This is a genomic window from Paractinoplanes globisporus DSM 43857 (genome assembly GCF_000379645.1).
In the GTDB taxonomy this organism is placed as follows: Bacteria; Actinomycetota; Actinomycetes; order Mycobacteriales; family Micromonosporaceae; genus Actinoplanes; species Actinoplanes globisporus.
The window spans coordinates 51,917-76,623 of sequence record NZ_KB903358.1 but is presented as its reverse complement, the minus strand read 5'-3'; the positions used below and the strand labels follow the sequence as shown (position 1 = coordinate 76,623).

The 24,707-nt window shown below is 73.0% G+C and carries 23 protein-coding genes; 8 read left to right on the top strand and 15 right to left on the bottom strand.

The features are described 5' to 3' along the window. Nucleotides 1-8: 8 nt before the first annotated feature. Nucleotides 9-821, top strand: coding sequence for a PHP domain-containing protein (locus A3CQ_RS0149695; protein WP_020518467.1), 813 nt, complete (start codon nt 9-11; stop codon nt 819-821). On the opposite strand, the gene A3CQ_RS0149690 is transcribed toward A3CQ_RS0149695, so the two are convergent. The 3 genes from A3CQ_RS0149690 to A3CQ_RS56800 all read right to left on the bottom strand — a co-directional run bounded on the left by A3CQ_RS0149690 (nt 814) and on the right by A3CQ_RS56800 (nt 2,288). Next, nucleotides 814-1,509, bottom strand: coding sequence for a TIGR03089 family protein (locus A3CQ_RS0149690; protein WP_020518466.1), 696 nt, complete (start codon nt 1,507-1,509; stop codon nt 814-816). The two genes, A3CQ_RS0149695 and A3CQ_RS0149690, sit on opposite strands and share 8 nt — an antisense overlap. Before the next feature lie 24 nt (nt 1,510-1,533). Beyond that, nucleotides 1,534-1,803 carry a peptidoglycan-binding protein gene (locus tag A3CQ_RS0149685; RefSeq protein ID WP_026207086.1) on the bottom strand — a complete coding sequence of 90 codons (270 nt, stop codon included), beginning with the start codon at nt 1,801-1,803 and terminating at the stop codon, nt 1,534-1,536. Between the two features lie 77 nt (nt 1,804-1,880). Further along, nucleotides 1,881-2,288: a DUF732 domain-containing protein gene (locus A3CQ_RS56800; protein WP_026207085.1), complete on the bottom strand. Its 408-nt coding sequence runs from the start codon at nt 2,286-2,288 to the stop codon at nt 1,881-1,883. Nucleotides 2,289-2,463: 175 nt separating this feature from the next. Here A3CQ_RS56800 and A3CQ_RS0149675 point away from each other — a divergent pair, with 175 nt between their 5' ends. Then, a complete protein-coding gene (locus A3CQ_RS0149675; RefSeq protein WP_020518463.1) occupies nt 2,464-3,363 on the top strand; it encodes a S1C family serine protease in 900 nt (299 codons plus the stop codon). Between the two features lie 58 nt (nt 3,364-3,421). Here the strand turns inward: A3CQ_RS0149675 and A3CQ_RS0149670 are convergent, their stop codons facing one another. The 3 genes from A3CQ_RS0149670 to A3CQ_RS0149660 all read right to left on the bottom strand — a co-directional run bounded on the left by A3CQ_RS0149670 (nt 3,422) and on the right by A3CQ_RS0149660 (nt 9,160). Further along, nucleotides 3,422-4,912, bottom strand: a complete 1,491-nt coding sequence (locus A3CQ_RS0149670) for an FAD-dependent monooxygenase (protein ID WP_026207084.1) — start codon at nt 4,910-4,912, stop codon at nt 3,422-3,424. A 94-nt stretch (nt 4,913-5,006) separates the two neighbouring features. Further along, the gene (locus A3CQ_RS0149665; RefSeq protein ID WP_026207083.1) at nt 5,007-5,615 is read right to left on the bottom strand and encodes a TetR/AcrR family transcriptional regulator; all 609 of its coding nucleotides are present in this window, start codon (nt 5,613-5,615) and stop codon (nt 5,007-5,009) included. A 68-nt stretch (nt 5,616-5,683) separates the two neighbouring features. After that, the gene (locus tag A3CQ_RS0149660) at nt 5,684-9,160 is read right to left on the bottom strand and encodes an ATP-binding cassette domain-containing protein (RefSeq protein ID WP_020518460.1); all 3,477 of its coding nucleotides are present in this window, start codon (nt 9,158-9,160) and stop codon (nt 5,684-5,686) included. 114 nt (nt 9,161-9,274) lie between these two features. Here A3CQ_RS0149660 and A3CQ_RS0149655 point away from each other — a divergent pair, with 114 nt between their 5' ends. From A3CQ_RS0149655 to A3CQ_RS0149635, 5 genes are read left to right on the top strand one after another with little or no spacing between them, the layout of a single operon-like run. Continuing rightward, the gene (locus A3CQ_RS0149655; protein WP_040434332.1) at nt 9,275-10,168 is read left to right on the top strand and encodes an aminoglycoside phosphotransferase family protein; all 894 of its coding nucleotides are present in this window, start codon (nt 9,275-9,277) and stop codon (nt 10,166-10,168) included. 48 nt (nt 10,169-10,216) lie between these two features. After that, nucleotides 10,217-12,007, top strand: a complete 1,791-nt coding sequence (locus A3CQ_RS58405; RefSeq protein WP_020518458.1) for an ATP-binding protein — start codon at nt 10,217-10,219, stop codon at nt 12,005-12,007. Then, complete coding sequence (locus tag A3CQ_RS0149645) at nt 11,995-12,642, top strand: LuxR C-terminal-related transcriptional regulator (protein WP_020518457.1); 648 nt, start codon at nt 11,995-11,997, stop codon at nt 12,640-12,642. The genes A3CQ_RS58405 and A3CQ_RS0149645 overlap by 13 nt, the downstream gene beginning before the upstream one ends. Continuing rightward, complete coding sequence (locus A3CQ_RS0149640) at nt 12,639-12,998, top strand: response regulator (RefSeq protein WP_020518456.1); 360 nt, start codon at nt 12,639-12,641, stop codon at nt 12,996-12,998. Before A3CQ_RS0149645 ends, A3CQ_RS0149640 begins: the two co-directional genes overlap by 4 nt. A 2-nt stretch (nt 12,999-13,000) precedes the next feature. Continuing rightward, a complete protein-coding gene (locus A3CQ_RS0149635; protein WP_020518455.1) occupies nt 13,001-14,446 on the top strand; it encodes a sensor histidine kinase in 1,446 nt (481 codons plus the stop codon). Here A3CQ_RS0149635 and A3CQ_RS0149630 read toward each other — a convergent pair. Both A3CQ_RS0149630 and A3CQ_RS0149625 read right to left on the bottom strand, forming a co-directional pair. Beyond that, the gene (locus A3CQ_RS0149630) at nt 14,403-15,908 is read right to left on the bottom strand and encodes a hypothetical protein (RefSeq protein WP_245577692.1); all 1,506 of its coding nucleotides are present in this window, start codon (nt 15,906-15,908) and stop codon (nt 14,403-14,405) included. The two genes, A3CQ_RS0149635 and A3CQ_RS0149630, sit on opposite strands and share 44 nt — an antisense overlap. Then, complete coding sequence (locus A3CQ_RS0149625; RefSeq protein ID WP_157297267.1) at nt 15,905-17,410, bottom strand: type 2 periplasmic-binding domain-containing protein; 1,506 nt, start codon at nt 17,408-17,410, stop codon at nt 15,905-15,907. Before A3CQ_RS0149625 ends, A3CQ_RS0149630 begins: the two co-directional genes overlap by 4 nt. A 261-nt stretch (nt 17,411-17,671) precedes the next feature. Here A3CQ_RS0149625 and A3CQ_RS0149620 point away from each other — a divergent pair, with 261 nt between their 5' ends. Further along, nucleotides 17,672-18,232, top strand: coding sequence for a DinB family protein (locus A3CQ_RS0149620; RefSeq protein WP_026207082.1), 561 nt, complete (start codon nt 17,672-17,674; stop codon nt 18,230-18,232). Between the two features lie 5 nt (nt 18,233-18,237). Here A3CQ_RS0149620 and A3CQ_RS0149615 read toward each other — a convergent pair whose 3' ends face one another. The 7 genes from A3CQ_RS0149615 to A3CQ_RS56785 form a co-directional block, all read right to left on the bottom strand. Continuing rightward, nucleotides 18,238-19,422 (bottom strand): metallophosphoesterase, encoded by a 1,185-nt coding sequence (locus tag A3CQ_RS0149615; RefSeq protein ID WP_020518451.1) that lies wholly within the window; start codon nt 19,420-19,422, stop codon nt 18,238-18,240. Nucleotides 19,423-19,438: 16 nt separating this feature from the next. After that, the gene (locus tag A3CQ_RS0149610; protein ID WP_026207080.1) at nt 19,439-20,119 is read right to left on the bottom strand and encodes a nucleoside/nucleotide kinase family protein; all 681 of its coding nucleotides are present in this window, start codon (nt 20,117-20,119) and stop codon (nt 19,439-19,441) included. 9 nt (nt 20,120-20,128) lie between these two features. Next, the gene (locus A3CQ_RS0149605) at nt 20,129-20,788 is read right to left on the bottom strand and encodes a hypothetical protein (protein ID WP_026207079.1); all 660 of its coding nucleotides are present in this window, start codon (nt 20,786-20,788) and stop codon (nt 20,129-20,131) included. 68 nt (nt 20,789-20,856) lie between these two features. Continuing rightward, nucleotides 20,857-21,096, bottom strand: a complete 240-nt coding sequence (locus tag A3CQ_RS0149600) for a hypothetical protein (protein WP_020518448.1) — start codon at nt 21,094-21,096, stop codon at nt 20,857-20,859. Nucleotides 21,097-21,202: 106 nt separating this feature from the next. After that, on the bottom strand, nt 21,203-22,423 hold the full coding sequence (locus A3CQ_RS0149595; protein WP_020518447.1) for a glycosyltransferase family 2 protein: 1,221 nt from the start codon (nt 22,421-22,423) through the stop codon (nt 21,203-21,205). Further along, nucleotides 22,420-23,277, bottom strand: coding sequence for a glycosyltransferase family 2 protein (locus A3CQ_RS58400; protein WP_020518446.1), 858 nt, complete (start codon nt 23,275-23,277; stop codon nt 22,420-22,422). Before A3CQ_RS58400 ends, A3CQ_RS0149595 begins: the two co-directional genes overlap by 4 nt. 11 nt (nt 23,278-23,288) lie before the next feature. Beyond that, a complete protein-coding gene (locus A3CQ_RS56785) occupies nt 23,289-24,446 on the bottom strand; it encodes a glycosyltransferase family 2 protein (protein WP_020518445.1) in 1,158 nt (385 codons plus the stop codon). Nucleotides 24,447-24,707 lie beyond the last annotated feature (261 nt).

Genomic DNA, 24,707 nt, shown 5'->3' with positions numbered 1-24,707 from the left:
ACAATCATGTGCACAGCGAGTGGTCCTGGGACGCGCCGCTCGGGACGATGGAGCAGACCTGCCGCCGGGCGGTGGAGCTGGGGCTGCCGGCCGTGGCGTTCACGGAGCACGTCGACATCACGCCGTGGGCGGTCCGAGCGGGCGAGCTCGACGACCATCCCCACCTGAAGCAGTTCCTCGCGGCGTCCGGCGACCTCCTCGTCCCGCCGGTCTTCGACGCCGAGGGCTACCTGGCGGCCATCGAGCGCTGCCGTGATCACTTCCCCGGGCTGCGGATCGTCACCGGGGTCGAGTTCGGGGAGATCCACCGCTATCCGGCGGAGGCGGCGGCGCTGCTCGGCGGCCACCGGTTCGACCGGGTTCTGGGGTCGCTGCACTGCCTGCCGGTGGGGGATCGGTTCTTCGAGGTCGGCGGGCTGTACGCGCGGCAGTCGCCGGACGACGTGATCCGGGACTACCTCGCCGAGATCCCGCGGCTGGTGGCCGGCGACGACCGGTTCCAGGTGCTCGCGCACCTCGACTACGCGGTGCGCTACTGGCCGGACGACGGGCCGGTCTTCGATCCGGGGGACTTCGAGGAGGAGTTCCGGCACGCGCTGCGGTCGCTCGCCGGCCGGACGCTGGAGGTCAACACGCGGCGGCGGCCGTTCCCCGAGATCGTGCGGTGGTGGCGGGAGGAGGGCGGCACCACGGTCAGCTTCGGGAGCGACGCGCACTCTCCGGGCGATCTGGCCAACGGGTTCGCCGAGGCGACGGCCATGGTCGAGGCGCACGGCTTCCGCCCCGGCCGCCATCCCTACGACATGTGGTGGCTCACCTGACGGAGGCCGCGAAGACGCGGGTCACGCCCTCCGCCGCCGCCCGCGAGTCGAGCCCGGCAGGATCCAGGTTGGCGCAGAGCACGATCGACGCGCCGGCCGACAAGGGCGCGAGCAGCCACATCAGCGGTTCTCCGGAGGTCGACGCCGTGTCGATCAGCAGCCGGTCACCGGGCCCGATGCCCTGCGAGGCGGCCACGCCGAGCGCCACGTCGCCGTACTCGCCGAAGGTGACACCGCCCGGCGCCGCCAAGCCCTGGGCGTCGACGGACCGATCCGGGGGAGCCGCTCCGAGATGAGGACGCACCGCCGTCAGGTAGTCGCGGTAACCCGCGGGCGCGGCGGGACCGACCGCGAACTGGTGCCGCGCCGACGGAACATCATCGAGCCAGCTGCCGATGCGCCGCGACTCCACGAACGTCGCGTCGAGCGGCTCGCCGGCCGGTGACAGCCCGGCCGTGGCCCACCCGCGATACGACACCTCGAGGCCCGCCGACCACGCGCCGAGCAGGATGGCGGCGGTCTGCCAATGCGGCGGCAGGAGCACGCCGACCCGGTCGCCCGCGCCCAGCCCGCACTCGGCGGTGAGCAGCTCGGCCGTGGCCGCCGACCAGTCGCCGACCTCGGCCGGGGTGAGCCCGGTGCGCTCCCCGGTGGCGTCGTCGTAGTAGGTGATGAGCTCGCCGGTCACAACGGCCACCCTATCCACCGGCGGTCAGGCCGCCATTCCCAGGTGAAGCTCACGAATCTCCTTGGCGTACCGGGCGAGCAGGTGCACCGTGCGCGGCCCGGCGACCCCGTCCGGCTCGAGCCCGGCGCGTTCCTGAAAGACACGCACCCCGTCCTCGAGTGGTGAGGGCGGGATGCCGACCTCGGCGAGCAGGGCGCGGACGCTCGCCGGGTCGGCCGGCGGCGGCGGTTCCGACCATCCGATCAGGCCGCCGACGGCGGTGCCGACGACGCTGAGCATTCCTCGTGCGGACATTGCGGCCTCCTTCTGCGGAAGTGTCTCCAGCTTCCGCGCGAAGGCTGTGCCGCACATCGGACCAAGGTCTCTGGTATCTATGGCCGAACTCTGACTTTCGGCCGACCGGGGCAGGCGGTAGTCCGGGCCAGCGCCACGAGCGTCCGGGCATCGGCCGACGCCACTCCCTGCTCACCGATCTCGCCGGCCACGGCCGCGTCCTTCTCGCCGGCCGCCAGCGAGTCGCAGGCCTGTTCCCCGAGCTCCTCGACCTCCTCATCCCTTCGGTCGAGGGCCACCTCCGGCAGTTGCCGCTGCACCGCCTCCACAAACCGGTCAAGTCCGGAGTCCCCGCTGCCGGCAGTGAGCACGGCGCCCGTGGACGCGACCGGGACGGCCGCCTTCTCCGGTGCCGGCTCCGCCCCGCATCCGGCCGTCGTCGCGAGCACCACGGCGACTCCGGCCAGCAACGGCACGGCGATCGGGGAAAAACCGGCGAAAGGCATCCGAGGACCGTACGGCCCCGCCGGCCCCGCCCGCCCCGGCGCGCCCACCGACGGGTGGCGAACCGACCCGGACGGGTGATCCGCCGCGTACAGGCAACCCACAGACGGCTCACCGCTGGGGAACAAGTTCCCGGGCAACTGTTGACTCACCAGCCCAACGAAGCGAGGCGTCGCCATGACCGATCTGATGACCCGGCCCCCGGCCCAGAGCGATGACAACTACCCCGGCGACCGCGACGACAACACCATGCCCCCGCCGCCGCCGGCGCCCCCGTACGCGATCCCGCCATCCTCGGGTGGCAGCCGCTGGCCGCGTCGCTTCGCCGGTGGGGCCGCGGTGCTCGCGCTCGTGGCCGCCGGAGGCACCACGGGTGGCGTGCTCGCCGAGCGCTATGTCGCCGACCACCAGACCGCGGCGACGAGCAGCACCACGGCGACCACCGCCACCGCGACCGTCACCGAGGGGGACGACCTCGCCGCCGTGGTCAAGGCCGTGCAGCCCAGCGTCGTCACGGTCATGGTCGACGGCGCCCAATCCTCGGCGCTCGGCTCGGGCGTGGTCATCAGCTCGGACGGCCTGATCCTCACCAACAACCACGTGATCGCCGAGGACGGCACGGTCAGCGTCCGCCTGTCGACCGGGCAGACCGTGCCGGCCAAGGTCGTGGCGACCGACACCACCAACGACCTCGCCCTCGTGCAGGCGAGCGGGCTCTCCGGCCTAACCCCGGTCACCTTCGGCACCAGCGACAGCGTCGTGGTGGGTGACACCGTGCTCGCGTTCGGCGCGCCGCTCGGCCTGGAGAACACGGTCACCTCCGGCATCGTGTCCGCCCTGAACCGCAGCGTCGACACCGGCACCGAGAAGCTCTCCGGCCTGCTCCAGACCGACGCCGCGATCAACGAGGGCAACTCGGGCGGCGCCCTGGTCGACACCTCCGGCCACGTGATCGGCATCAACGTCGCGATCGCGACGGCGAGCCAGACCGACAGCGGCAGCATCGGCGTCGGCTTCGCGATCCCCGCCAACACCGTCACCAAGGTGATCAGCCAGCTGAAGAGCCAGATCAGCTGACATCAAGCTCCGGCGTGGCCGCCGCCCTTCCCCGGTGGCGGCGACCACGCCGGTCATCTCATCCGCGCGGCTCACCGAACCACTGGGTGAGCGCGCTCCGGAGGCCCGCCGCGTCGGGCGCGGCCTCCGCGGTCGCCCAGGCCACATAGCAATCCGGCCGTACGAGCAGGGCCGTGGCCCCGTCGACCGGCGCGGTCACCACGTCCACGCGATCGCTCCACGGCCCGGCCACCGGGGCGAGCGTCCCGGTGTTGTCGACCAGCAGCGGACGCCCGGACCGGGTGGCCTCGCCCAGGTCGGGGACGAATCTGCCGGTCAGCGGGGACGCCGGGCTCGGCCCGTACGTGATGTCGGCGCCGGCGATGAGGTCGGCGACGTGCTGAAGCACCGCGGGTTCCCGGAGCAGCTCGCCGAAGAGCGTGCGCAGCGCGGTGACCTTCGGCCCCGGCCCGACCAGCACGTGCTGCGCCTGCGTGTGCATGGTGACCCGCTCGCCGGCCGGGCGGCGCTCGGCCTCGTAGGTGTCGAGCAGCCCGTCGGGCGCCCACCCGTGGACGGTCGCGGCGAGTTTCCAGGCCAGGTTCACCGAGTCCTGCAGGCCGAGGTTGAGCCCGGGCCCGCCGATCGCCGAGTGCACGTGCGCCGCGTCACCGACCAGGAAGACCCGCCCGGCCCGGTAACGATCGGCGACCCGGGTCTGCCCGCCGCTTAGCCGCCGCAGCATGTGCGGACCGTCGCCGGCCGGCGGCCCGAGCGGCACCTCCACCCCGACGACGTGCGTGAACGCCTCCTGAAGCTCGGCGATGCTGAACGGCGCCGAGCCCTCGGGCCGGTCGAGCGTGGTGACGCTCAGCATCGTCCGGCCGTCCGGGAACGGTGCGTAGGCGACGAGCCCGCGCTCGGTGCGATGGTGCAGGAACGGCGGAATCACCCCGTAGCCGGGCACGCGCAGACCGCCGGTGACCGGGTCGCGCAGGTCGGCCGGGACGGTGACATGCGCGGAGCGGGACACCGTGTCCTCGTCGCCGGTGTATCCCGGGAATCCGATCCCCGCCATTTTCCGCACCGGGCTCTTGCCGCCGTCGGCCCCGACCAGATAGCGGGCCTCCAGCTCGTAGTTCCCGTCCGGCCCGGCGACCTCGACGACCACGAGATCGTCCTTCTGGGTGATTCCGGTCAGCTCGTGCCCGCGGCGGATCTCGACACCGAGCTCCTCGGCCCGGGCGGCCAGCGTGGCCTCGATCTTCCGCTGCGGCACCATGACCGTGTAGACCGGATTGTCGGCCAGTTCCCGCAGCGGCAACGGAAACGCCGCGAACATGAACTGCGGCACCGGCACCGGCGGCCTCGGGTCCCCGGTCAGCCGTTCGAGCAGGCCGCGCCGCTGGAACAGCCGTACCACCTGCCCGACCATGCCGTTGGCCCGCTGCTCGGGTGAGGGCGACGTCAGCCGCTCCAGCACCACCGGGCGAACTCCGGCCAGAGCCAGTTCGCAAGCCACCATGAGCCCGTTGGGCCCGCCACCCGAGACAACAACGTCGAAAGTCATGTCAGAACCCCTTTTCGAGGGCGCGTTTCACCGACCGCGGTTTCCCGAAACGGCGGTGAGGAATGAAATGGAGAAGTCTGGTTACTGCTGAGGCTTATTGCTGAGGCGGCGGCAGCCCCGCGGAGATCTGCCGCAATGCCTCCCGGATGAGCCCGTCGAGCGGCTGCTTGGTGAGCATGAATCCGGTATTGGCCACTTCGAGCGCGGCCAGCACGGTGGCGGCCACCAGGTTCGGATACATCTCGTTGTCGGGGTCGGTGCCCGTCCGGGCGCCGATCGCGGCGGCCAGCGCCGACTGCGCCATCGCCCCCGCCCGCAGTGTCTCGGCCTGGATGGCCGGCACCGCCATCATGAGCCGCAGCCCCGCGACCCACTCCTCACGGTCGGGCCGCGGCTGCGAGGTCACCTCCGGCCCGGGCCGGAACTGCTCGATCATCGCGGGAGGGAGCGCGTCCCACAGCGGCTCGCCGGCCGGGCGCTCGCGCAGCGCGTCGGCCATCCGGTGGATCCGGTCGAGGTGGCGGGAAGCGACCGCCTCGGCCTTGCTGCCGAAGTAGTTGTTGAACGTGCGGGGTGAGACGCCGGCCTCGGTGGCGATGTCCTCGACCAGCACCTTGTCATACCCCCGCGCGACGATGAGCCTGATCGCCGCCCAGCTGAGCGCCGCGCGAGTCTCCTGCTTCTTCCGCTCCCTCAACCCCACGGAAACCACCGTACCAAAAACTGCGGGCCCCGCAAATATGCGGGACCCGCAATTTTCTGAGAGACCTCTCAGCCGGCCAGGTGACCCCAGCGGTCCTGGAGCTCGGTCCAGGTGCCCTGGTCCTCCACCTTGCCGCCGATGAGCACGACCACCCGGTCGGCCTGGGTCAGCGCCGCCCGTTTCGAGGTGGAGCCGACCACGGTGACGCCGTGCGAGCGCAGGGCGCGCCAGAGCTCCAGCTCCGTCGTCACGTCCAGCGCCGACGACACGTCGTCCGCGATCAGCAGCTCCGTGCGCGGGGCCAGCGCCCGGGCCAGGGCCAGCCGCTGCAGCTGGCCGCCGGAGAGCCGGGTGCCCTTGTGGCCGATCAGCAGCTGCAGGCCGCCGCCCGACGCGGTCAGGTCGTGCTCCAGCTGGGCGGTCGACACGGCGTCGGCCGCGTCCAGCTCGTGGCCGAGCTGGATGTTGTCGGCCACCGTCCCGGAGAGCACCCGCGGCAGCTGGGCGACGTAGCCCACCTGGTTGGGCCGCAGGAACAGCTCGGGCTCGTCGACCACGTTGCCGTTCCAGCGCAGCTCGCCGGTGTGGTGCACGATCCCGGCCAGCGCCCGCAGCAGCGACGACTTGCCCGACCCGACCGGGCCGACGACCAGCACCAGCTCGCCCCGGCCGACCGCGAGGTCCACGTCCTGCGCCCCGACCGTGCCGTTCTCGTGGACCGCGCTGAAGTGGCGCAGCTCGAGCCGGTCGAGCGGGTTGCGGGGCGCGGTCGGCGGCGCCGGCGCGGTGCCGGCCGACAGGTCGACCCCGGGCACGTCCGATGTGTACTCGGCGGTGCCCGACATCGCGACCGTCCGCCTGGTCCACACCCGGGCCGACGGCAGCTGGGAGACCAGCGATGCCGTCGTCCACGCGAACCACCGGGCCGCGCCGAGCGTGGCCACCGCGATCAGCGTCGCCGCCGCCGTGAGGTTGCCGCCCAGGTAGAGCGCCCACGCCGCGATCGGCAGCAGCCCGCTCGCGATCGACGGCGTGGAGCGGGCCCACACCTGGATCGCGATCTCCCGGCGCTGCCGGTCGGAGCGGACCCAGTCGAGCCGCGCCAGGTGGGCGAGGACCGGCTCGGTCGCGCCGGCCAGCTTGACCGTGCGCGCCGCCGACAGCGACGACACCAGCGCGGTCGCGAACGCCGCCCGCGCCGCCACCGTCCGCCGCGCCGCCTTCTCCAGCCGCGGGCCGAACAGCGTCGCCGCCAGGCCCGAGATGACCATCGTGCCCAGGAAGAACAGGCCGGGCACGATCGACTGGGACGCCGCGGTCATCACCGCGATGAGGACCAGGCTGCACACGTTGTCGATCAGGTTGTCGGCCAGCATGACCACCCGCTCGGTGTCGCCGCCCTGGGCGACGACCTCGGCCGGCGTGTACTTGCTGACCCGGCGCGGGCCGACCTGGCCGTGCACCAGCCGCAGGCTGATCCGCAGCATCTGCCGCACCCACCACTCGGGGAACCAGGCCCCGGTGTAGTAGAGCGACGGGATCGCCACGAGCAGCCCGGCCGCGATGCCGATCGCCGGGTAGAGCGGGTTGCCCACCCCGTCGACCACGTTCGACCAGAGCAGCGGCAGGATCGCGCCGTCCAGCCCGAGGATGACCAGCACGACGAACAGCGCGACCGCGCCGAGGCCGTAGCGCGGGTCGTTCGTCGCCAGGCGGACGATCTCGCGCATGGTGCGGGTCGGCGGCTCGTCGGGCAGCGGCGGCGGCTCGACCGCGGGCAGTGTGTTCGCCAGGGCGTCGGCGTTCAGCTCCACCTGCATGGCCGTGTCCCAGTCGCGCTCGGCCACCAGGACACCGCCGCCCGAGCCGGTGGCCGGCACCAGGTTGCTGGAGGCCATCAGCTCGGCGAAGCGGACCGACTCACGCAGCGGCCCGGCCTCGAGGACCTCGCCGTCGGCGAGCACGACCACCTCGTCACACCGCTGCACCGAGGAGAGCCGGTGCGCCACGATCACGCCGATCCGGCCGTCGAGCAGCCGGTCGGTGGCCCGCTGCACCCAGGTCTCGGTGACCGGGTCCATCCGGGCGGTGGCCTCGTCGAGGATCACCACCTGCGGGTCGCGCACCAGGATCCGGGCGAACGCGACCAGCTGCTCCTGGCCGGCGGAGAGCTTGTAGCCGCCCTCGCCGAGCTTGGTGTCGATGCCGTCGGGCAGGCTCGACGCCCACGGCGTGAGGCCGAGCTCGTCGAGCGCGCTCGCGGCCCGGGGCAGCAGCTCCGGGTCGAACAGCGCGATGTTCTCGGCCAGGGTGCCGGCGAGGATCTCGGTGCGCTGCGGGACGATCGCCGTCCACCGGCGCAGCGCCTCGACGTCCAGGTCGTTGAGGTCGGTCCCGCCGAGGAACACGGTGCCGCGCGGCACGTCGACGGCCCGGGTCAGGACCTTGGCCAGCGTGCTCTTGCCGGAGCCGGTGCGCCCGATCAGCGCGTACGACCGGCCGCGCGCGAACGTCAGCGAGACGTCGCGCAGGGCCGGCGGCCGCCCGCTGTCGGACTCGCCGTACCGGAACGTCAGGTCGCGCACGGCCAGGTCACCGTCGACCGGTTCGAGACCGCCCTGCGGTTCCTGCGGCACGTCGCGCAGCAGCTGCACCCGGCTCCAGGCGCCGAGCGCGTTCTGCAGCTCGGGCACCATCCGGGTGACGTGCTCGAGCGTGCCGCCGTAGCCGAGCGCGAGTAGCCACACCGCGGTCAGCCGGGCGCCGTCGATGTGCCCGTAGAGCAGCGCCCACGCGCCGACCACGACCAGGATCGCGATCAGCGACCGGGTGATCGTGCCGGCGCCCATGGTGATCCGCGCCGACGAGCGCCACACCAGCCGGCCGCGGCGCAGGACCTCGGCGGCCCGTTGCGCGTACAACCGGCGGACGTACGGCGCGGCGAGGCTCGTACGGACGTCGTCCTGCCCGTGGATGGACTCCTCCATGACCGCGGCCAGGTCGGACCAGGACTCCTCCTCGGAGATCCGCAGCGGCGAGAGGCGCTGGATCGGTTTGTTCATCGTGACGTAGAGCAGGATCGACACCAGGATCATGCCGATCGCCGCGGGCCACCACACGAAGAACGCGGTCACGATCGAGAGCGTCGCGACGGCGACCGACTGCGCGATCCGCACGCCGCTGCCGCGCATCTCGGAACCGACCTGGTAGACGTCGGAGTCGATGCGGTCGAGCAGCTCGCCGACCGGAGTGTTCTCCAGGGCCGGCAGGTCCTGCCCGAAGGCCACCCGGTTGAGCCCGCGACGGACCCGGGCCGCCCAGTCGGCGGTGAGCCCGGCCGCGATCAGCCCGACCGCGACGTCGCTGAGAACGGAGGCCACCAGCGCCACGGCGAGCACCGCGAACAACGGTATCGATCGATCGACCAGAACCGCGCCGGCCAGCGCGAGGGCGCCGGCCTGCCCGGCCGCGCCGAGCACGATGAGGAAGGCCACGACCGCGGTGCGGCTACGGGACGTGGCCCACAGGTCACGAAGCAGACGCATCAGAACACCCCGGTTGGTCGTGGGTTGGCGGTCTTACCATCCTGCGGTGGCAACGGATGTTCCTCAACGCAATTACGTGGCCGCCGGATATCACGTGTGTCACCATCGGCGTTCGTGCGAGATCTTCCGGCAACCGTGCGGGCCCGGGCCCGCGACGCAGGCGCGAGCGCCTGGCTGGAAAACCTCCCCCGGCTGGTCGCTTCCCTCGCCGCCGCGTGGGGCCTGCGGCTGGGCGTTCCCTTCCGCGATTCCACCGAGGCGTACGTGGTGGAAGCCCGTCGCGACGACGGCGCCGAGGCCGTCCTGAAGATCCTCATCCCGCGCCCGGGCGATGCCGCCGCCCACGAGATCGCGTTCCTGCGCGAGGCGGGCGGCGGTGCATGCTGCCGCGTCCTCGAACACGACGAGTCCCGCGGCGCCCTGCTCGTCGAGCGCCTGGGCCCGGCAATGTCCGACCTCGATCTCCCGCTGCCCGACCGACTGGAGATCCTGACCGGCCTCGCCGCCGCTCTCTGGCGCCCCACCGCCGCGACTCTGCCCACCGGTGCCGACCGCGCCGAGCGCATGTCCAGACTTATCCGGATAAAATGGACGAAACTCGGCGAGCCGTGTACGCGCGCGGCGGTCGACCAGGCCCTGGCCGCCGCGGAGAGCCGCCGTCGCGCCCACAACCCGCACGGCGCGGTCCTGGTCCACGGCGACATCCACCAGTGGAACGCGCTGCGCGCCGGCGACGGCTTCAAACTGGTCGACCCCGACGGCTACGTCGCCGAGCCGGAGTGCGACCTCGGCGTGCTCATGCGCGAGGACCCGGCCGAGCTGATCGAGGGCGATCCCTGGGACCGTTGCCGGTGGCTGTCCGATCGCACCGGCACCGACCCGCGGGCGATCTGGGAGTGGGGCCTGGCCGACCGGGTCGCCACCGGCCTGACCCTGACCGTCGCCGGCCTCCAGCCGGTCGCGAGTCAGATGCTGGCCGCGGCCGACGCGATCGCCCGGTCCTCCTGACGGATCACTGACTTACCTGCCCCCGGGTAGAGCTGCCACGATGAGGGTGTGTCCGGGTCGATCCGCGCGGTGCGGTTGGGCGTCCTCGCCGGCGGCGCCGCCGCCGGCGCGCTGACCCTGGCCGTCGTCCGGCGCTCGCCCGACTACGCGATCGCCGGCGGATCGGCCGCATCGACGGCGCTGAGCCTGGCGGCCGGCTGGTCCGTGCTGATCGCCGCGGTGATCGTCCTCGGCCGCCCGGCCCGCCGGCCCTTCGGTGTCGTCGCGGCGGTGGCGTCGTGGGCGTGGTTCGCCGGGCAATGGAACACTCCCGGCGCCGGCTCCGCCTGGGTCTTCACCGCCGGCCTGGTCCTCGCCACGGTTGTCCCGGTGCTGGTGGCGGACGCGGGACTGCGCTACCTTCGCGGCCGCGTCGGCGCCCCGGAGATCGTGGCGCTCGCGGCCGGCGGTCTGGCGACGGTGGGCCTGGCCGTCGCGGGCGCGCTGTTCTTCGACCCGGCGTCGGCCGGCTGCTACGGCTGCCCGGCCAACCTGCTGATGATCGCGGATCGGCCCGCGGTGGCCGAGCAGGCCGGCCGGCTGGCGGTCCACGCCGGCGTGATCTGGCCGGTGATGCTCGGCGTCGTGCTCGCCTGGCGGCTGGCCCGGACGTCACCCGCCGGCCGGGGAATCGCCGGCCCGGTCGCGGTGCCGGTGCTCGCGTACCTCGTCGTGGTCGAACTGGACTACCTGCACTCGTGGAGCCGCGGATACCTCGGCGCCGACGACGTGGACCGCCGGCTCTTGGCGGTCCAGGCCGGGCTGCTCATCGTGGCCGCGCTGGGCACCGGCTGGTCCTACGTGCATCGTCGCCGCACCCGGTCCGCGGTGGCCCGGATGGTCGTGGCCGCCTCGGACGTCTCCGCGCCCGGCGGGCTGGAGAAGACCCTCGGCGCGGCGCTGGGCGACGACTCGCTGCGGGTCTTCTACCCACACGGCGCCGACGGCTGGGTGAACGCCGCCGGGTACCCGGTCGAGCGGCACGCCGGGCGCGGCACGACCCGGCTGACCCGGGACGGGGTGACGATCGCGTTCCTCACCCACCGGCGGGAGGCGCTCGACGAGGACGGTATCGCCGACGAGATCGCCGGCGCCGCCGGCCTGGCCCTCACCAACGAGCGGCTCCGCGCCCAGCGCCGCGCGCAGCTGGCCGACCTGCGCGCCTCCCGGGCCCGCATCGTCGAGGCCGCCGACGCCGAACGCCGCCGGCTGGAACGCGACCTGCACGACGGCGCCCAGCAGCGAATCGTCGCCCTCTCCCTGGCCCTGCGCCTCGAACAGCTGCGCCTGGGCAATCCCGCCGCGTCAGGCGATTCCGCCGTCGGCGCCGCGGGCGGGGATCCGCCCGGCGCGGGCGGGGATGCCGGTCTCGCGCGGCGGCTCGAGGAGGCGCAGGCCGAGGTGGCCGCGACCCTGGCCGGCCTGCGCCGACTCGCGCGCGGGCTGTATCCGCGCGAGCTGGCCGACGAGGGACTGTCCGCCGCCCTGGAGACGCTGGCCGAGTCGTCCGGGCCGGCGGTGACCCTCGACGTGCCGGTCGACGGACGCTTCCCGGCCCCGGTCGAGGCGGTCGCCTACTTTACCGTCGCGAACCGGCTGGCCGGTGGGGGAGTGACCCACGCGTTGGTCTCGGTGCGGCGGGACGGTGACCGGCTCCAGGCCGAGATCGAGGACGACGGGCCGGCGGGGGACACCACGGCGATCGAGGATCGGGTCGGCGCCCTCGCCGGGACTCTGTCGGTCGAGGCGCGGGCCGGGGGCGGCACGAGGATCCGGGCGGAGCTGCCGTGCGGGTCGTGATCGCGGACGACGAGGCCCTGCTGCGGGAGGGTCTGTCCCGCCTGCTCGCCGAGCTGGGCGTCGAGGTCGTGGCGGCGGTGGGTGACCCGGAGGCGTTGCTGCGCCGGGTCGCGCTCGACGCGCCGGATGTGGCGATCGTCGACATCAAGATGCCGCCGACGCGGACGGACGAGGGAATCGCGGCGGCGCTCACCATCGGCCGCCGGTATCCGGCCGTGGGCGTGCTGCTGCTGTCGCACTACCAGGACTCGCGGTACGCCATGCGGCTGCTCGACGAGCGGCCCGGCGGGGTCGGCTACCTCCTCAAGGAGCGGGTCTCCGACGTACGCGTGCTGGTTGATGCCTTGGATCGGATTGCCGAAGGCGAATGCGTGCTGGATCCGTCGATCGTGTCGCGCCTGCTCGGGCGGCGACGGCGGGCCGATCCGCTGGCGCAGCTGACCGAGCGGGAGCGGGAGGTCCTGGCGCTGATGGCCGAGGGGCGGTCCAACCAGAACATCGCGGGCACGCTGCGGCTGAGCCCGAAGACGGTCGAGCGGCACATCGGCAACATCTTCGCGAAGCTGGACCTGGCCGAGTCGGACGACCACCACCGGCGGGTGCTGGCCGTGCTCACCCTGCTGCGGTCGACGTGACCGCCCGTCGGCGGGTCGTGGTGGTGGACGACCACGAGCCGTTCCGCGCGCTGGTCCGCGAGCTGCTGCAATCGGCCGGGTACGAGGTGGTCGGCGAGGCCGGCGACGGCGAGCAGGCGGTCGGCGCGTGCACGCGGCTGCGACCCGATGTGGTGCTGCTCGACGTCCAGCTGCCCGGCATGGACGGTTTCGCGGTGGCGGATCGGCTCGCGGCGCTCGACGGGCCACCGGTGGTGGTGCTGATCTCGAACCGGGATGTCCGCGCCTACCGGCGGCGGCTGCTGGCCAGCCCGGTCCGCGGCTTCATCCACAAGCCCGAGCTCTCGGCGGCGGCGCTCGCCGCGATGCTGGACTGACGATGGACACCCTCGCCGGCGTCGCGCTCGCCCTCGCGGGCCTGGGCATCTGGCAGCGCCGGCGCCCGCTGCCGTCGATCCTGCTGCTCGCCTCGGCGGCGCTGTGGTTCGTCGGCGGGTTCGTGCAGCCGCTGGTGTTCGCGCATCGCGGCCCGCTCACCCACGCGCTGGTCGGTCATCCCCGGGGCCGCCTGACGACAGCGGCCGAGCGGGTGGTGGTCGCCGCCGGTTATGCGACCGCGCTGGTGTACCCGGTGGGCCGGCCCGGCGTCGTCACCGTGCTCGTCGGTGTCGCCGTCGTCGCGGTCATCGCGTGGGGCGGGCGGAGGCCGTCCGTCGCTTGGGTCACCGCACTCGCCTGTGCCGTGGCGTTCTGGGGCCTGCTGAGCTTCGGGGCCGTGGCTCGGTGGGAGGGCCTGCTCATCGATCCGCAGATCCTGCTCGCGTACGACGCCGTCGTGATCGCGGTCGCGGTGGCCCTGCTCGCCGAGACCCGGCTGCGCCGGAGCCCGATCGCCGGTCTCGCGGTCGACCTCGGGCAGGCGGCGCCCCGATCGGTCCGCGACCTGCTCGCCCGTGCTCTCGGCGACCCGTCCCTGGTCCTCGGGTACGCCGATCCGGTCACCGGGCGGCTGGTGGACGAGGCGGGCCGCCCGGTCGAACCCGGGGCCGAGCCCGCCGGGCGCACCGTCACCGAGCTGCGCGACAACGGGGCCCGGATCGCCGTGCTGATCCACGACAGCACTGTGCTCGACGACCCCGCGCTGGTGGCCTCGGCCGCCGCCCTCACCCGGATCGCCCTGGTCAACGCCCGGCTGCAGGCCGAGGCCGCCGACCGCCTCGCCGCGGTGGAGGTGTCCCGGCGGCGCCTGCTCACCGTCGCCGACGCCGAGCGGGACCGCCTCGAGGCCGAGCTGCGCGCCGACGTGCTGGCCCGGCTCGACCGGGTCGCCGATCTGGTCGACGGCGACGCTCTCCGCGCCCACCTGGTCGCCGGCACCGAGGCGATCAACGACTTCGCCCGCGGGGTGTACCCCCGGCTTCTGACCGAGAGCGGGCCGGCCGTCGCCGTGCAGGATCTGGCGTCGCGGGCCCGGATCCCGGTCGCGGTGACCGCGCCGGACGGCCGCTTCGCCCCGGAGTCCGAGGCCGCCGCGTACTTCGTCTGCGCCGAGGGGCTGACCAACATCGACAAGTACGCCTCGGCCACGAGCGCGTCCGTGCGGATAGTCGCCGCGGCCGACCGCCTCACCGTGGAGGTCGCGGACGACGGCGTCGGGGGCGCCGATCCCGGCGGGGGATCGGGGCTGACCGGCCTGGCCGACCGTCTCGCGGTGCTGGGCGGCCGGCTGGTCGTGGACAGCCCGCCCGGCGGCGGAACCCGGCTCACGGCCGTCGTCCCGCTCACCACGCGATCGCCGCGGCCGGCAGGGGACACCTCTTGCTGAAGTTGGCCGTGGTCGGGGCGGCCCGGACCCGGCGCCACGTCTGCGGTTGGAGGTCCGTCGGCGAGATGGCCGCCAGCGTCATCGTGTCGTGATACCGGCTCCAGCGCCACACGAACCGCTCGCCCTGACGGTTGTACGCCCCGGTCGGCGCGATGCCGCCGCCGTCGAGCCAGTTCCAGGTGACGGTCTGCCCGTCCACGTGGAAGGCGCCGTACTGCCAGGTGCACGAGTCCTTGTTCTCCTGGGTCATGGCGAACCGGCCGCGGCCGAAGGCGTACACGAAATGGCCCCAGTTCTCCGGGTGCTTCTCGGGGTCGTTCCGCTGCCAGTGCTGTTCGCTCTCCTCCATGAACCAGGTGCCGTCGAACGGCGTCGACTCCTGGGTGGTCGTGGTTCCCGCGGTGTCGCCGCAGGACAACGTCTCCTCCGGGTACGGGCTCAGTCCCGCCCGCAGGTCCGCGATCCGGGCGAGCAGATGCGTGGTCTTCGGGTCTTTCCGCAGCCAGTCGCCGACCGGCCGCAACGCGGCGCTCAGCTCGGCCCTCTGCGCGGGGGTCGCGGCGACGAACTCGAGCCGCGCGCGGCGGCACATGATCGCCGTGGCATCGTGGTCTCGCGTCAGAAGGTCCTGCACTCGGCTGTGCAGGGTGTCGCCGACGGCGGCGCGCAGCCAGGCGACCTGCTGGGCCGACCACCCCCGCAGTGCCTGGTGGTTGGCGACCACCACCACCGGCCGTGGCCAGAGGTCCACGTTCGCGGTGATGCTGCGTACCGTGGCGTCGTAGTTGTTGCCGGGGATGGCGGCGACCGCGTATTCGATCCCGTCGCGGGCCCGGATGTCGGCGCCGTCGCGGGGTAGGGCGATCGCCGTGGCGCCGAGCTCGGCGAACGCCCGGTCGGCGACCGCGGACCGGTTGTAGGCGATCGTCGCGTTCCGGTAGGAGGACGGGCCGAGCAGCGGCCGGGTGATGCCCATCGGCTTGCGCATCGGGCCGGGCAGGATGCCGATGCCGTCCAGGCCGAGCCGGCTCAGGTCCGCCAGCATCTCGGCCGGTAACTCGCTGGACAGCACCCTCTCCTGCAGTGCCATGCTGTCGACGGCCAGCGGCGCGATGAGCGCGTCGAAACTGGTCACCCCGGCCTCGTGCCACGCCCGGGCCGGGATGATCGCCAGGTCGGCGCTCCCCTTCTGAATCTCCCGAATCGCCTCGACCTCGGCCGTGACCCGGCCCTGGCCCCACAACGATGGCCCGTCCAGGCGGAGGGTGCCGCGGGAGAGCGCGTCGACCCGGTCCGCGATCGGCCCGAGGTCCGTGATGTCCCGGATGTTCAGCACCCGCAGGGTGAGCGTGCGGCCCGGCTTCGTCCCGCCGGCCTTGTCGACGGTCCCGGCGCACCCCGCGACCGCCAGCAGTCCGATCGTCGCCGCGATCGCTCTTCGTACCCCGGATGTCGTGTTCACCAGGCGATCGCTTTCGGCGGCGGCGGGCACCTCTTGCTGAGGACGGTCGTCCTCGGGGCGACGCTGACCCGGTGCCACGGCAGACTCCACTTCACGCTGGGTGGATCGATTCCCACCAACGTCATCGTGTCGCGGTACCGGCTCCAGTGGTGCGTGAACCGCTCGCCGAGGTGGTTGTGCACACGCGACGGTCCGGTGCCGCCGCCGTCGAGGAAGTCCCAGACGACGGTCTGCCCGTCGACCTCGTACGTGCCGTACTGCCAGCTGCACGTGAGCCTGTTCTCCTGGGTGAAGACGAACCGGCCGCGGCTGAAGACGAAGGCGAAACTGCCCCAGTTCCCGGGATTCTTCTCCGGGTCGTCCTTGAGCCAGAACTGCTCGTCCATCTCCATGCGGTAGGTGCCGTCGAACGGGGTCGCCACCCGGGCCGGCGCGGTCGCCGGACTGTCGCCGCAGGACAACGTCTCCTGCGGATACGGCTGCACGTCCCGGCGCAGCGCCGCGATCCGGTCGAGCATGCGCGCGGTCGCCGGGTCCTGCCGTAGCCAGTCGTGGACCGGCCGGAAGGCGTATCGCAGCGCACCGATCTGCGCGGGGGTGGCCTCGATGAGCTCGAGCCCCGCGCGACGGCAGAGAATCGCCCGGCTGTCGTTGTCCTCCTGCATCAGGGCCTGCAGCCGGGTGGGCCGGGTGTCGGCGGCCGCCGCGCGCAACCAGCCGGCCTGCTCGGCCGGCAACCCCCGGAATGTCCTGTGGTTGGCGACGAGGACCAGCGGCCGGGGCCAGAGGTCCACGTTCGCGGTGATGCTGCGAACCATGCCGTCGTACTCGCTCTGGGCGACGACGGGGACCTGGACCTCCATGCCGTCACGGCCGGCGATGCCGGCGCCGTCGCGGGGGAGAGCCGCCGCCGTCGCGCCGAGCTGCCGCAGTGACCGGTCGGCGATCGCGGACCGGTTGTACGCGATCGACGCGCCCGCATAGGAGGACGGGCCGAGCAGCGGCCGGGTGATGCCAGCCGGCTTGCGCATCGGCCCCGGCAGGATGGCGATCCCGTCCAGTCCGGACGAGGTCACGCCGGCCAGCATCTCGGCCGGTAATTCGCTGGCCAGCACCCGGTCCTGCAGCGCTACGCTGTCGACGGCCATCGGCGCGATGAACGCGTCGAAGCTGGTCACGCCGGCCTCGTGCCAGGCGCGGGCCGGGATGATCGCCAGGTCGAACGTGCCCGCCCGCACCTCCCGGATCGCCTCCACCTCGGCCGTGACCGAATCCTGGCCCCACAGCGCGTCCCCGGCCAGCTTGAGAGTGCCGTGCGACAGCTCCTCGACGCGCTCTGCGATCGGCGCCAGGTCGCCGTAGGCTCGGACGTTCAGCACGCGCAGGGTCCGCGTGCCGCCCGGCCTCGTCCCGCCGGCCTTGTCGGCGGTCCCGTCGCACCCGGCGACGACCAGCAGCATCGCCGCGATCGCGATCCCTCCGCGTGCCCCTGATGCCGCCATGGCCGCCTCCCGCCGCCCGTCGCCGCCTCCCAGCAACGTAGGCAAAGCCGGACCGGAACGCGTGAGGGCAGACCCCCACATCCCCCGCGTGGCAGCCCCGATCCGCCGCCCTCGCGCCGCTCCTAGCGTCCCGTCCATCGGACACAAGCGAAAGGGACTCATCATGAAGACGTCAGAACCGGTCGGTCACCGTCACGTCGTCACGCGCCGCCACCGAGAAATGTGCTTGGCGCGACACCGCCCGTCGGCCAGGGTGGGCACATGACGAGTGAGCGTGTGGTGGGTTACGACAGCATGTGGGCGCCGCCCGGCGAGGACCCGCGGACGGCGGGCAACCCGGTCGGCGAGCTGGCGACGATCCGCGAGTACCTGACGAACTACCGGCTGACGCTCGGCATGAAGTGCGCCGATCTCACACCGGAGCAGCTGGCCACGCGGTCCGTGCCGCCGTCCACGATGAGCCTGCTCGGCCTCGTGCGGCACATGGCCCGGGTCGAGCACAACTGGTTCCAGCGCTCGCTGCAGGGCCATCGCGACCTGCCGCGGCTGTACTGGTCTGCGGAGAACGACGACCTCGACTTCGACGGCGCGGTCGGTGACCAGGCGGTGGTCGACGACGCGTTCACCACCTGGCGGGCCGAGATCACGGCCGCCGACGAGTGGCTGGACGGGCTCACCGACCTCGACGGCACCGTGCTCACCAACCACGGCGACCCGGCGAGCATCCGCGACATCCTCATCCACATGATCGAGGAGTACGCCCGGCACTGCGGCCACGCCGACCTGCTGCGCGAGTGCATCGACGGGCGCACCGGCCAGTAGCGCCGTCAGGCCGCCGCGCGCAGGGTCAGCAGGGTGATCTCGCTCGGGGCGAAGACCCGGAACGGCGGCCCCCAGAAACCGGTGCCCCGGCTCGTGTAGAGCTGGGTGCGCTCGGAGTGCCGGGACAGGCCCTGCAGCGCCGGCTGGTCGAGGCGGACCAGGTAGTGGAAGGGCCAGATCTGGCCGCCGTGGGTGTGACCGGAGATCTGCAGGTCGACGCCGTGCGCCACGGCGCCCTCGATCTGGGCGGGCTGGTGCGCCAGCAGCAGGATCGGCAGCGCCGGGTCGGCGCCCTCGAGCGCGGCCTCGTGGTCGGCGTGGTGGCCGGGGACGCCCGATCCGGCGGCGGTGCGGTCGTCGACGCCGGCGATCACCAGGGAGTCGCCGCCCCGGGAGACGACGAGGTGGCGGTTGTGCAGGGCCTCCCAGCCGAGCGCGGCCATGTGCTCGACCCAGCGCTGGGCGCCGCTGAAGTACTCGTGGTTGCCGGTGACGTAGACGCGGGCCAGCGACGCGCGGATGTCGGCGAGCGGGGCGGCCTGCTCGCGGCGCTGGGCCACCTCGCCGTCGGCGATGTCCCCGGTATGGGCGACGACGTCGGGGTCGAGCGCGTTGACCGCCGCGGTCACGCCCCGCGACCAGCGGGCCCGGTCGATCGGGCCGTAGTGGGTGTCGGTGATCAGCACCAGGCGGAGACCGTCGAGCCCGGCGCCCAGGCGCGGCACGGTGACGTCGATCCGCCGGATCCGGGGGACGCGCATCGCCTCCGCGTACCCCCAAAGGAGCAGGACCAGGGCGATCAGGGCGACCACGACGGTGGCGATGCGGGAGCGAGCCGGGGTGCCGACGCCGGCGGCCCAGAGGACGCCGGTCAGGATCTGGCCCGCGATCGACCAGACGAACAGGACCCAGACGACCCCGAGCATGGTGTCGGCGATCTTGGCCGGGACGTCGTGGTGACCGCGGCCGTGGCCGGTGAACATCAGCGCCGGGAACCCGGCCAGCGCGACCGCGAAGACGATCGTGCCGATCACGACGACCGGAGTGGGCCAGTCGTTGCCCGAGACGATCAGCGTCCACCACGGGACGCCGAACAGCAGCAGCAGGATCGCCCCGATGATCAGCGCGAACCGGATGACACGGGACGCACGCCGGCGCGGGCGCGACTCGACTTCTTCACCGACTGACACCAATGAAGCATGCCACTCAGTCGGGGGCGGTGCCGACGTGGTGGATCAGCCCGGGCGGGATGATGAGATCGGCGCGCTCGCGGGTGGCGGCGATGACGGCGGCGTTGAGCTCGTCGGTGCCGGTGGCCCATTCGCCCGCGGCCCGCTCGGACTTGCCGAAGCGGATGTGCCGGGCGATCAGGCGGGACATCCGGGTATCCCGGTCGAGATCGGCGTACCAGGTCTCGGCGAGCAGCGGCCGCACGGCACGCCAGCGTGGGCTGTCGACCAGCAGGTAGTTGCCCTCGGTGATGATCAGGCGGGCGGTGCGCTCGATCGGGATGGCGCCCGCGATCGGCTGCTCGATGACCCGCTCGAAGCCGGGCGCGTAGACGACCTCGTCCTCGTCCTCGATCAGGCGGCGCAGCAGGGCCGCGTAACCGAGCGCGTCGAAGGTGTCGGGCGCGCCCTTGCGATCGCGCAGGCCGAGGCGCTCGAGCTCGACGTCGGCCAGGTGGAACCCGTCCATCGGCACGTGCTTGACCCAGTCCCCGGCGGTCATCCCGGCCGGCGGGACGGGGGCGAGCGCGGCGACCAGCTCCTCGGCGAGGGTGGTCTTGCCGGCCGCGGGCGCGCCGGTGATGCCGAGCACGGCTCGCCTGCCCCCGGCCACTAGGCGTTTCGCCCGTTCAGCGAGGCCGTCGAACGTCAAGCTCATGCGCGAACGCTACTGGGGCTCAAGCCCGAGGCGTAATCCGGCCACGCCGGCCGGGGAGAGCGGCCGCGCCGTCGCCCGGCTCAGCTCCTCGCGAACGGTCCCGGGCAGCTCGTCGGCGAGCGTGCGCAACCGCGGGTAGAGGTCGAGCACGTCGCGGTGTGTCAGCGCGCCGACGCCGATGAGCAGGCCGTTGATCGAGCCGGGGTCGCGGTTCAGCTCGGCGCAGAGCTCCATGCGCCAGATCGGGTCGTGCACGTGGGAGGCGAACTCGCGGGCGATCCGGTTGCCCGACGGCGACGCCATCTCGAGACGGGCGTGCCGGCCGGAGCGGGCGAGCACGGGGGCGAGGCGGCAGGCGATGCCGAGGATCCGGGCGAGCTCGGGCACGGTCAGCACCTCGAGGCCGAGCGAGCAGGTCGCGCAGAGCCGCTGATAGCTGCGGGCGTGCACGACGGACGCCGGGCGCGGGCAGTCGCCCAGCGGTCCGCAGAGGCGATCGAGGATGATCTCGGCGAGGGTGCCCTCGTGGTCGAAGCGCCCGACGCCGAAGTAGGCGGCCGGACGGCTGCGGTAATGGGCGAGCGCCGTGCGGGCACTGACATATCCGTCCGAGTCGACGCCGATGCGCGGCACGCCGTTCTCACTGTGCAGTTGGATTAACCGAAACATCTTCGTCGCTCCCGGTGGTTGAAGCGCCAACGTCTTGCCGGTGATTACGGCCCCGGCGAAAAGACGGTTCACTCCTCACTACGGGTGAACGAAAAAATCCTGCGTCGGTGCTGACCTGTGAACCTGAAGTAATCGAACGTCACTGCGTGTAACGCGTAGACCCCGGAGGTGAGCATGATCCAGACTGCGGCGAGGACCGTGGCGAGCGCCGGATCGAGCGCGTGCCACGCGGCCGGGAGAGTGGCCGAGCCGAGTGCCAGGCCGGCCCCGACCCCGGACTCGGTGAGCCGGAACGGATCGATGAACATGGCGGACAGCCTGCCCCGGTTCGGGCGCCGGTCGCTTCCCTCCGCGGGCGGGTCCGATCTCTACCTTTCGGCAGAGGGACAGAAGCGAAATATCCGGTTATAGGCGTCACCGATCGCGCGCCTTCGCGACCCGCCGCCCTCTCAGGTAGGCCCCCGGCCCGGCCACCATCCCCCGGCGGCCCGCCCGCAGCACCTCACGCGGGATCCCGTCGGCCACCGGCACCCGCATCGCGTGCCGCATTGCCTTCCCCAGCAGGGTTGGCCTTTCAAAAACCATTCGCATGTACGCCCCGGCGACTCCCTTGGCGTCACTAGTGATACGACGGCGCAGCCCGTCGAGGTCGCTCGGATAATGCCGCCAGCTCAGCGCGCTCGGCTGATGCACCGCCCGCCCGCCGCCGACCAGCACGCGGGCGAGGGCCAGCACGTCCTCACCGCTCCCGGCCGGCGTCCCGGCCCCGAGCGCGGTATCGAACATCCCGACCCGCTCGATCACCCCGGCCCGGAACGCCACGGGCGTGATCTCGGTGAACGGCTTCGTCACCGGTGACCGGCTGAACGAGCGGGCTCCGGTCAGCCGCTCGTACCAGAGCTGGGTCTGCGACTCGAGCTCGGCCGGGACCGAGAGGCCGCAGACCGCGTCGGCGGCGGGGTCGCCGGCCAGGGCGCAGGCGATCTCGGCGAGCCAGTGCGGGTCGGCGACCGCGTCCTCGTCGATCCAGGCCAGGATCTCGCCGGGGAGCTGTCGCACGGCGGTATTGCGGGCGAACGACCGGCCCAGCCGTTCCTCGCGCAGGTAGTCGACCGGTCCGCGACGGGCGGCGGCGCGGGTCACCTCGGCGGCGGCGCCGGTGATCGGGGCGTTGTCGACGACCAGCACCCGGAACGCCGGGTAGCGCTGGGCGATCAGGCTGTCGAGGCAGCGCGCCAGCGCGCCCGGCCGCTCCCGCGTGCAGACCACCGCGGTGATGTGCGGCGCCGCGTCGAGCACCGCGCGCCGGCGGGCCAGAAAGGCGGGCTCGGTGGCCGGCGTGTACCCGTCGATCGGAACCGGCAGGCCGCCGAAATGCTGACCGATCGCCGGCGCGAGCGCGGCGCCCAGCCCGGCCGGGCGCAGACCGCCGTCGGGCACGTCGATCAGCGCGGCCCCGATCGGCTCGGTGAACAGCCGTGCCAGCACCCAGGCCCGCCGAACCCGGCGCCCGTCCGGATGCACGGCGGCCACCGGCGGCAGCGGCTCGGCGAGGTCGACGTCGAGCACCACCGCGGGCAGCTCGCCACCGGTGGGGTCGAGCTCAGGCGCGGTGAGCAGAGTCCAGTCCTTCACGACAGGCTCTCCACCGCACCGTCGCCCAGGTGCTCTTGCGCACGGCCCGGATACCCCGCGAAACGCCCCGCCGAGCGCGCCGTCGTTGAGCCCGCCGGGCGGCCCACAACCAGGCCGGCGGCGGCCGCGGCCATGCCGGCCAAGGCGCTCACACCGCGCAGGGCATGGTCGGCGTGGCGGGCGCGGAGGGCGAGACGGAAGTTGGTGAGCGCGGCGTTCGGCAGCGGGCGGAGGCCGCGGCGGCCCTCGGTGAAGCAGCGGTGCAGGAAGGAGCGGAAGGACGGGTCGGGGACCTCGTGGCGGACTACGGCGTCGGGGACGTGACGCCAGCTGCCGCCGGTCAGGGCTCGCATGCGCATGGGCAGCTCGGCGCGGCGACGGCCGAAGCCGCCTACCTGGCGGAAGACGGTGCGGCGGACCATCATGCCGGCGGGGCGGGCGTTCGGGGCCACCGTCCACACCAGCTCGTCGGGGAGCCAGCGGGGGCGGCCGTTGCGCCAGTCCGGGCGCAGGGTGCCGCCCGCGCCTACCGCCTCGTCGTCGCGGAAGGCTACGGCCAGCCGGGCCAGCCAGCCGGGGTCGGCGGAGACGTCGTGGCCGAGGAAGGCGACCAGCTCGGTGTGGGCGTGGAAGGCGCCGGTGTCCAGGCAGCCGGTCGCGGAGAGATGTTGGTTCTCGAGGACGGTCACGCCGGGCAGGTCGCGGCGGACCCGGTGAAAGTACTCGGTGTCGTGGTCGATCACGACGATCACCGCGGCGGGGCGGTGGGTCTGCGAGCGGGCGGAGGCTACGGCTCGCACCAGCGAGTGCCATCGGCTCGGCGGGCCGGCCGGGATGACGACGGTGACGTCCACGGCGGGGGCGCTCAGTTCTCGAGGGCGGGGACGCGCAGGCTCGCGCTCTGCCGGCGGGTGCTGGGGTAGGCCTTGTCGAGCGGCGTCCGCATGACACCGGCGCCGCGCGATTCGGCGGTGGCCGGGGGCCTCGACTCGGCGGCGATCCAGCTCCAGGACTCGGCGGTGACCCCGCCGCGGGAGTCGGTCGTGACCCGGCCGCGGGAGTCGGTCGTGACCCGGCTGCGGGAGTCGGTCGTGACCCGGCTGCGGGAGTCGGTCGTGGCCCGGCTGCGGGAGNCCCGGCTGCGGGAGTCGGTCGTGGCCCGGCTGCGGGAGTCGGTCGTGGCCCGGCTGCGGGAGTCGGTCGTGGCCCGGCTGCGGGAGTCGGTGGTGGCTCGCTGGTGCGCGACCGTGGCCGGCTTCGTGGTGCGGCGGGTTCGGGACCGGCCGTACTCGCTGAGGATGGTGCGCAGGACGCGGAAGCCGTCGCGGAAGGTGTTGAGGTTGCTCTGGCCGTGGATGCGGGCGTGCTCGACGCTGCCGACCTCGCCGACCGTGAGGCCGTCGGCGGCGGCGCGGATGTTGATCATTGTTTCGATCTCGAAGCCGTCGCCCCAGAGCTTGCCGCCGCCGGCCGGCCGGGGCAGGCGCGGGTCGGGCAGGTCGAGGGTGGGCACGACGCTGCGCCAGAAGGCGTTGTAGCCGTAGCAGAGGTCGGTGAACCGGGTGCCGAACAGCACGTTCACCACCAGGTTGAGGCCGTCGTTGCCGAGCTTGCGCAGCGGGGTGATGTCGTCGCTGTGCCCGCCGCGGGCGAAGCGGGAGCCCTTGACGAAGTCGGCGCCGTCCACGAGCTGCTGGACGAAGAGCGGGATCTCGCGCGGGTCGGTCGAGCCGTCCGCGTCGATCATCACGATGATGTCGCCGGTGCTGGCCGCGAAGCCGCAGGCAAGGGCGTTGCCCTTGCCGGTGCGGGTCTGGTGCACGACCACCACGTCGGGGCGCAGCTCGCGGGCGACGGCGACGGTGCGGTCGACCGAGCCGCCGTCGACCAGGATCACCTCGGTGATGCCGTCGGGGAGGGCGGCGAACACGTGCGGGAGATTGCGCTCCTCGTTGAGCGCCGGGATCACCACGCTCACGGTGGGTGAGCCTTGGCCGTTACCGAGAGTGCGCACAAGCTCCATGGTCAGTTCCTTCCCGAGCCGCGACGAGACGTCTGAGGCGGGTTCCGGGGGAGATCCGCACGTCGTTCGCTTCTGGGAACCACCGTAGCGCGACATTACGTAGCGTCAACTTGGCCGGGATCGGTGGTGCGCCGCTGTCGACAGCGCCGCCTCTGACCTCGTACGATATGGGTATGCTCTTTGGTCTCGGGAATTACCAAGAGTAACGGTCGGGCGAGAGCCGAAGGGTCGCTGAAGGGTTTTAACCGGCATCCCCGGCAA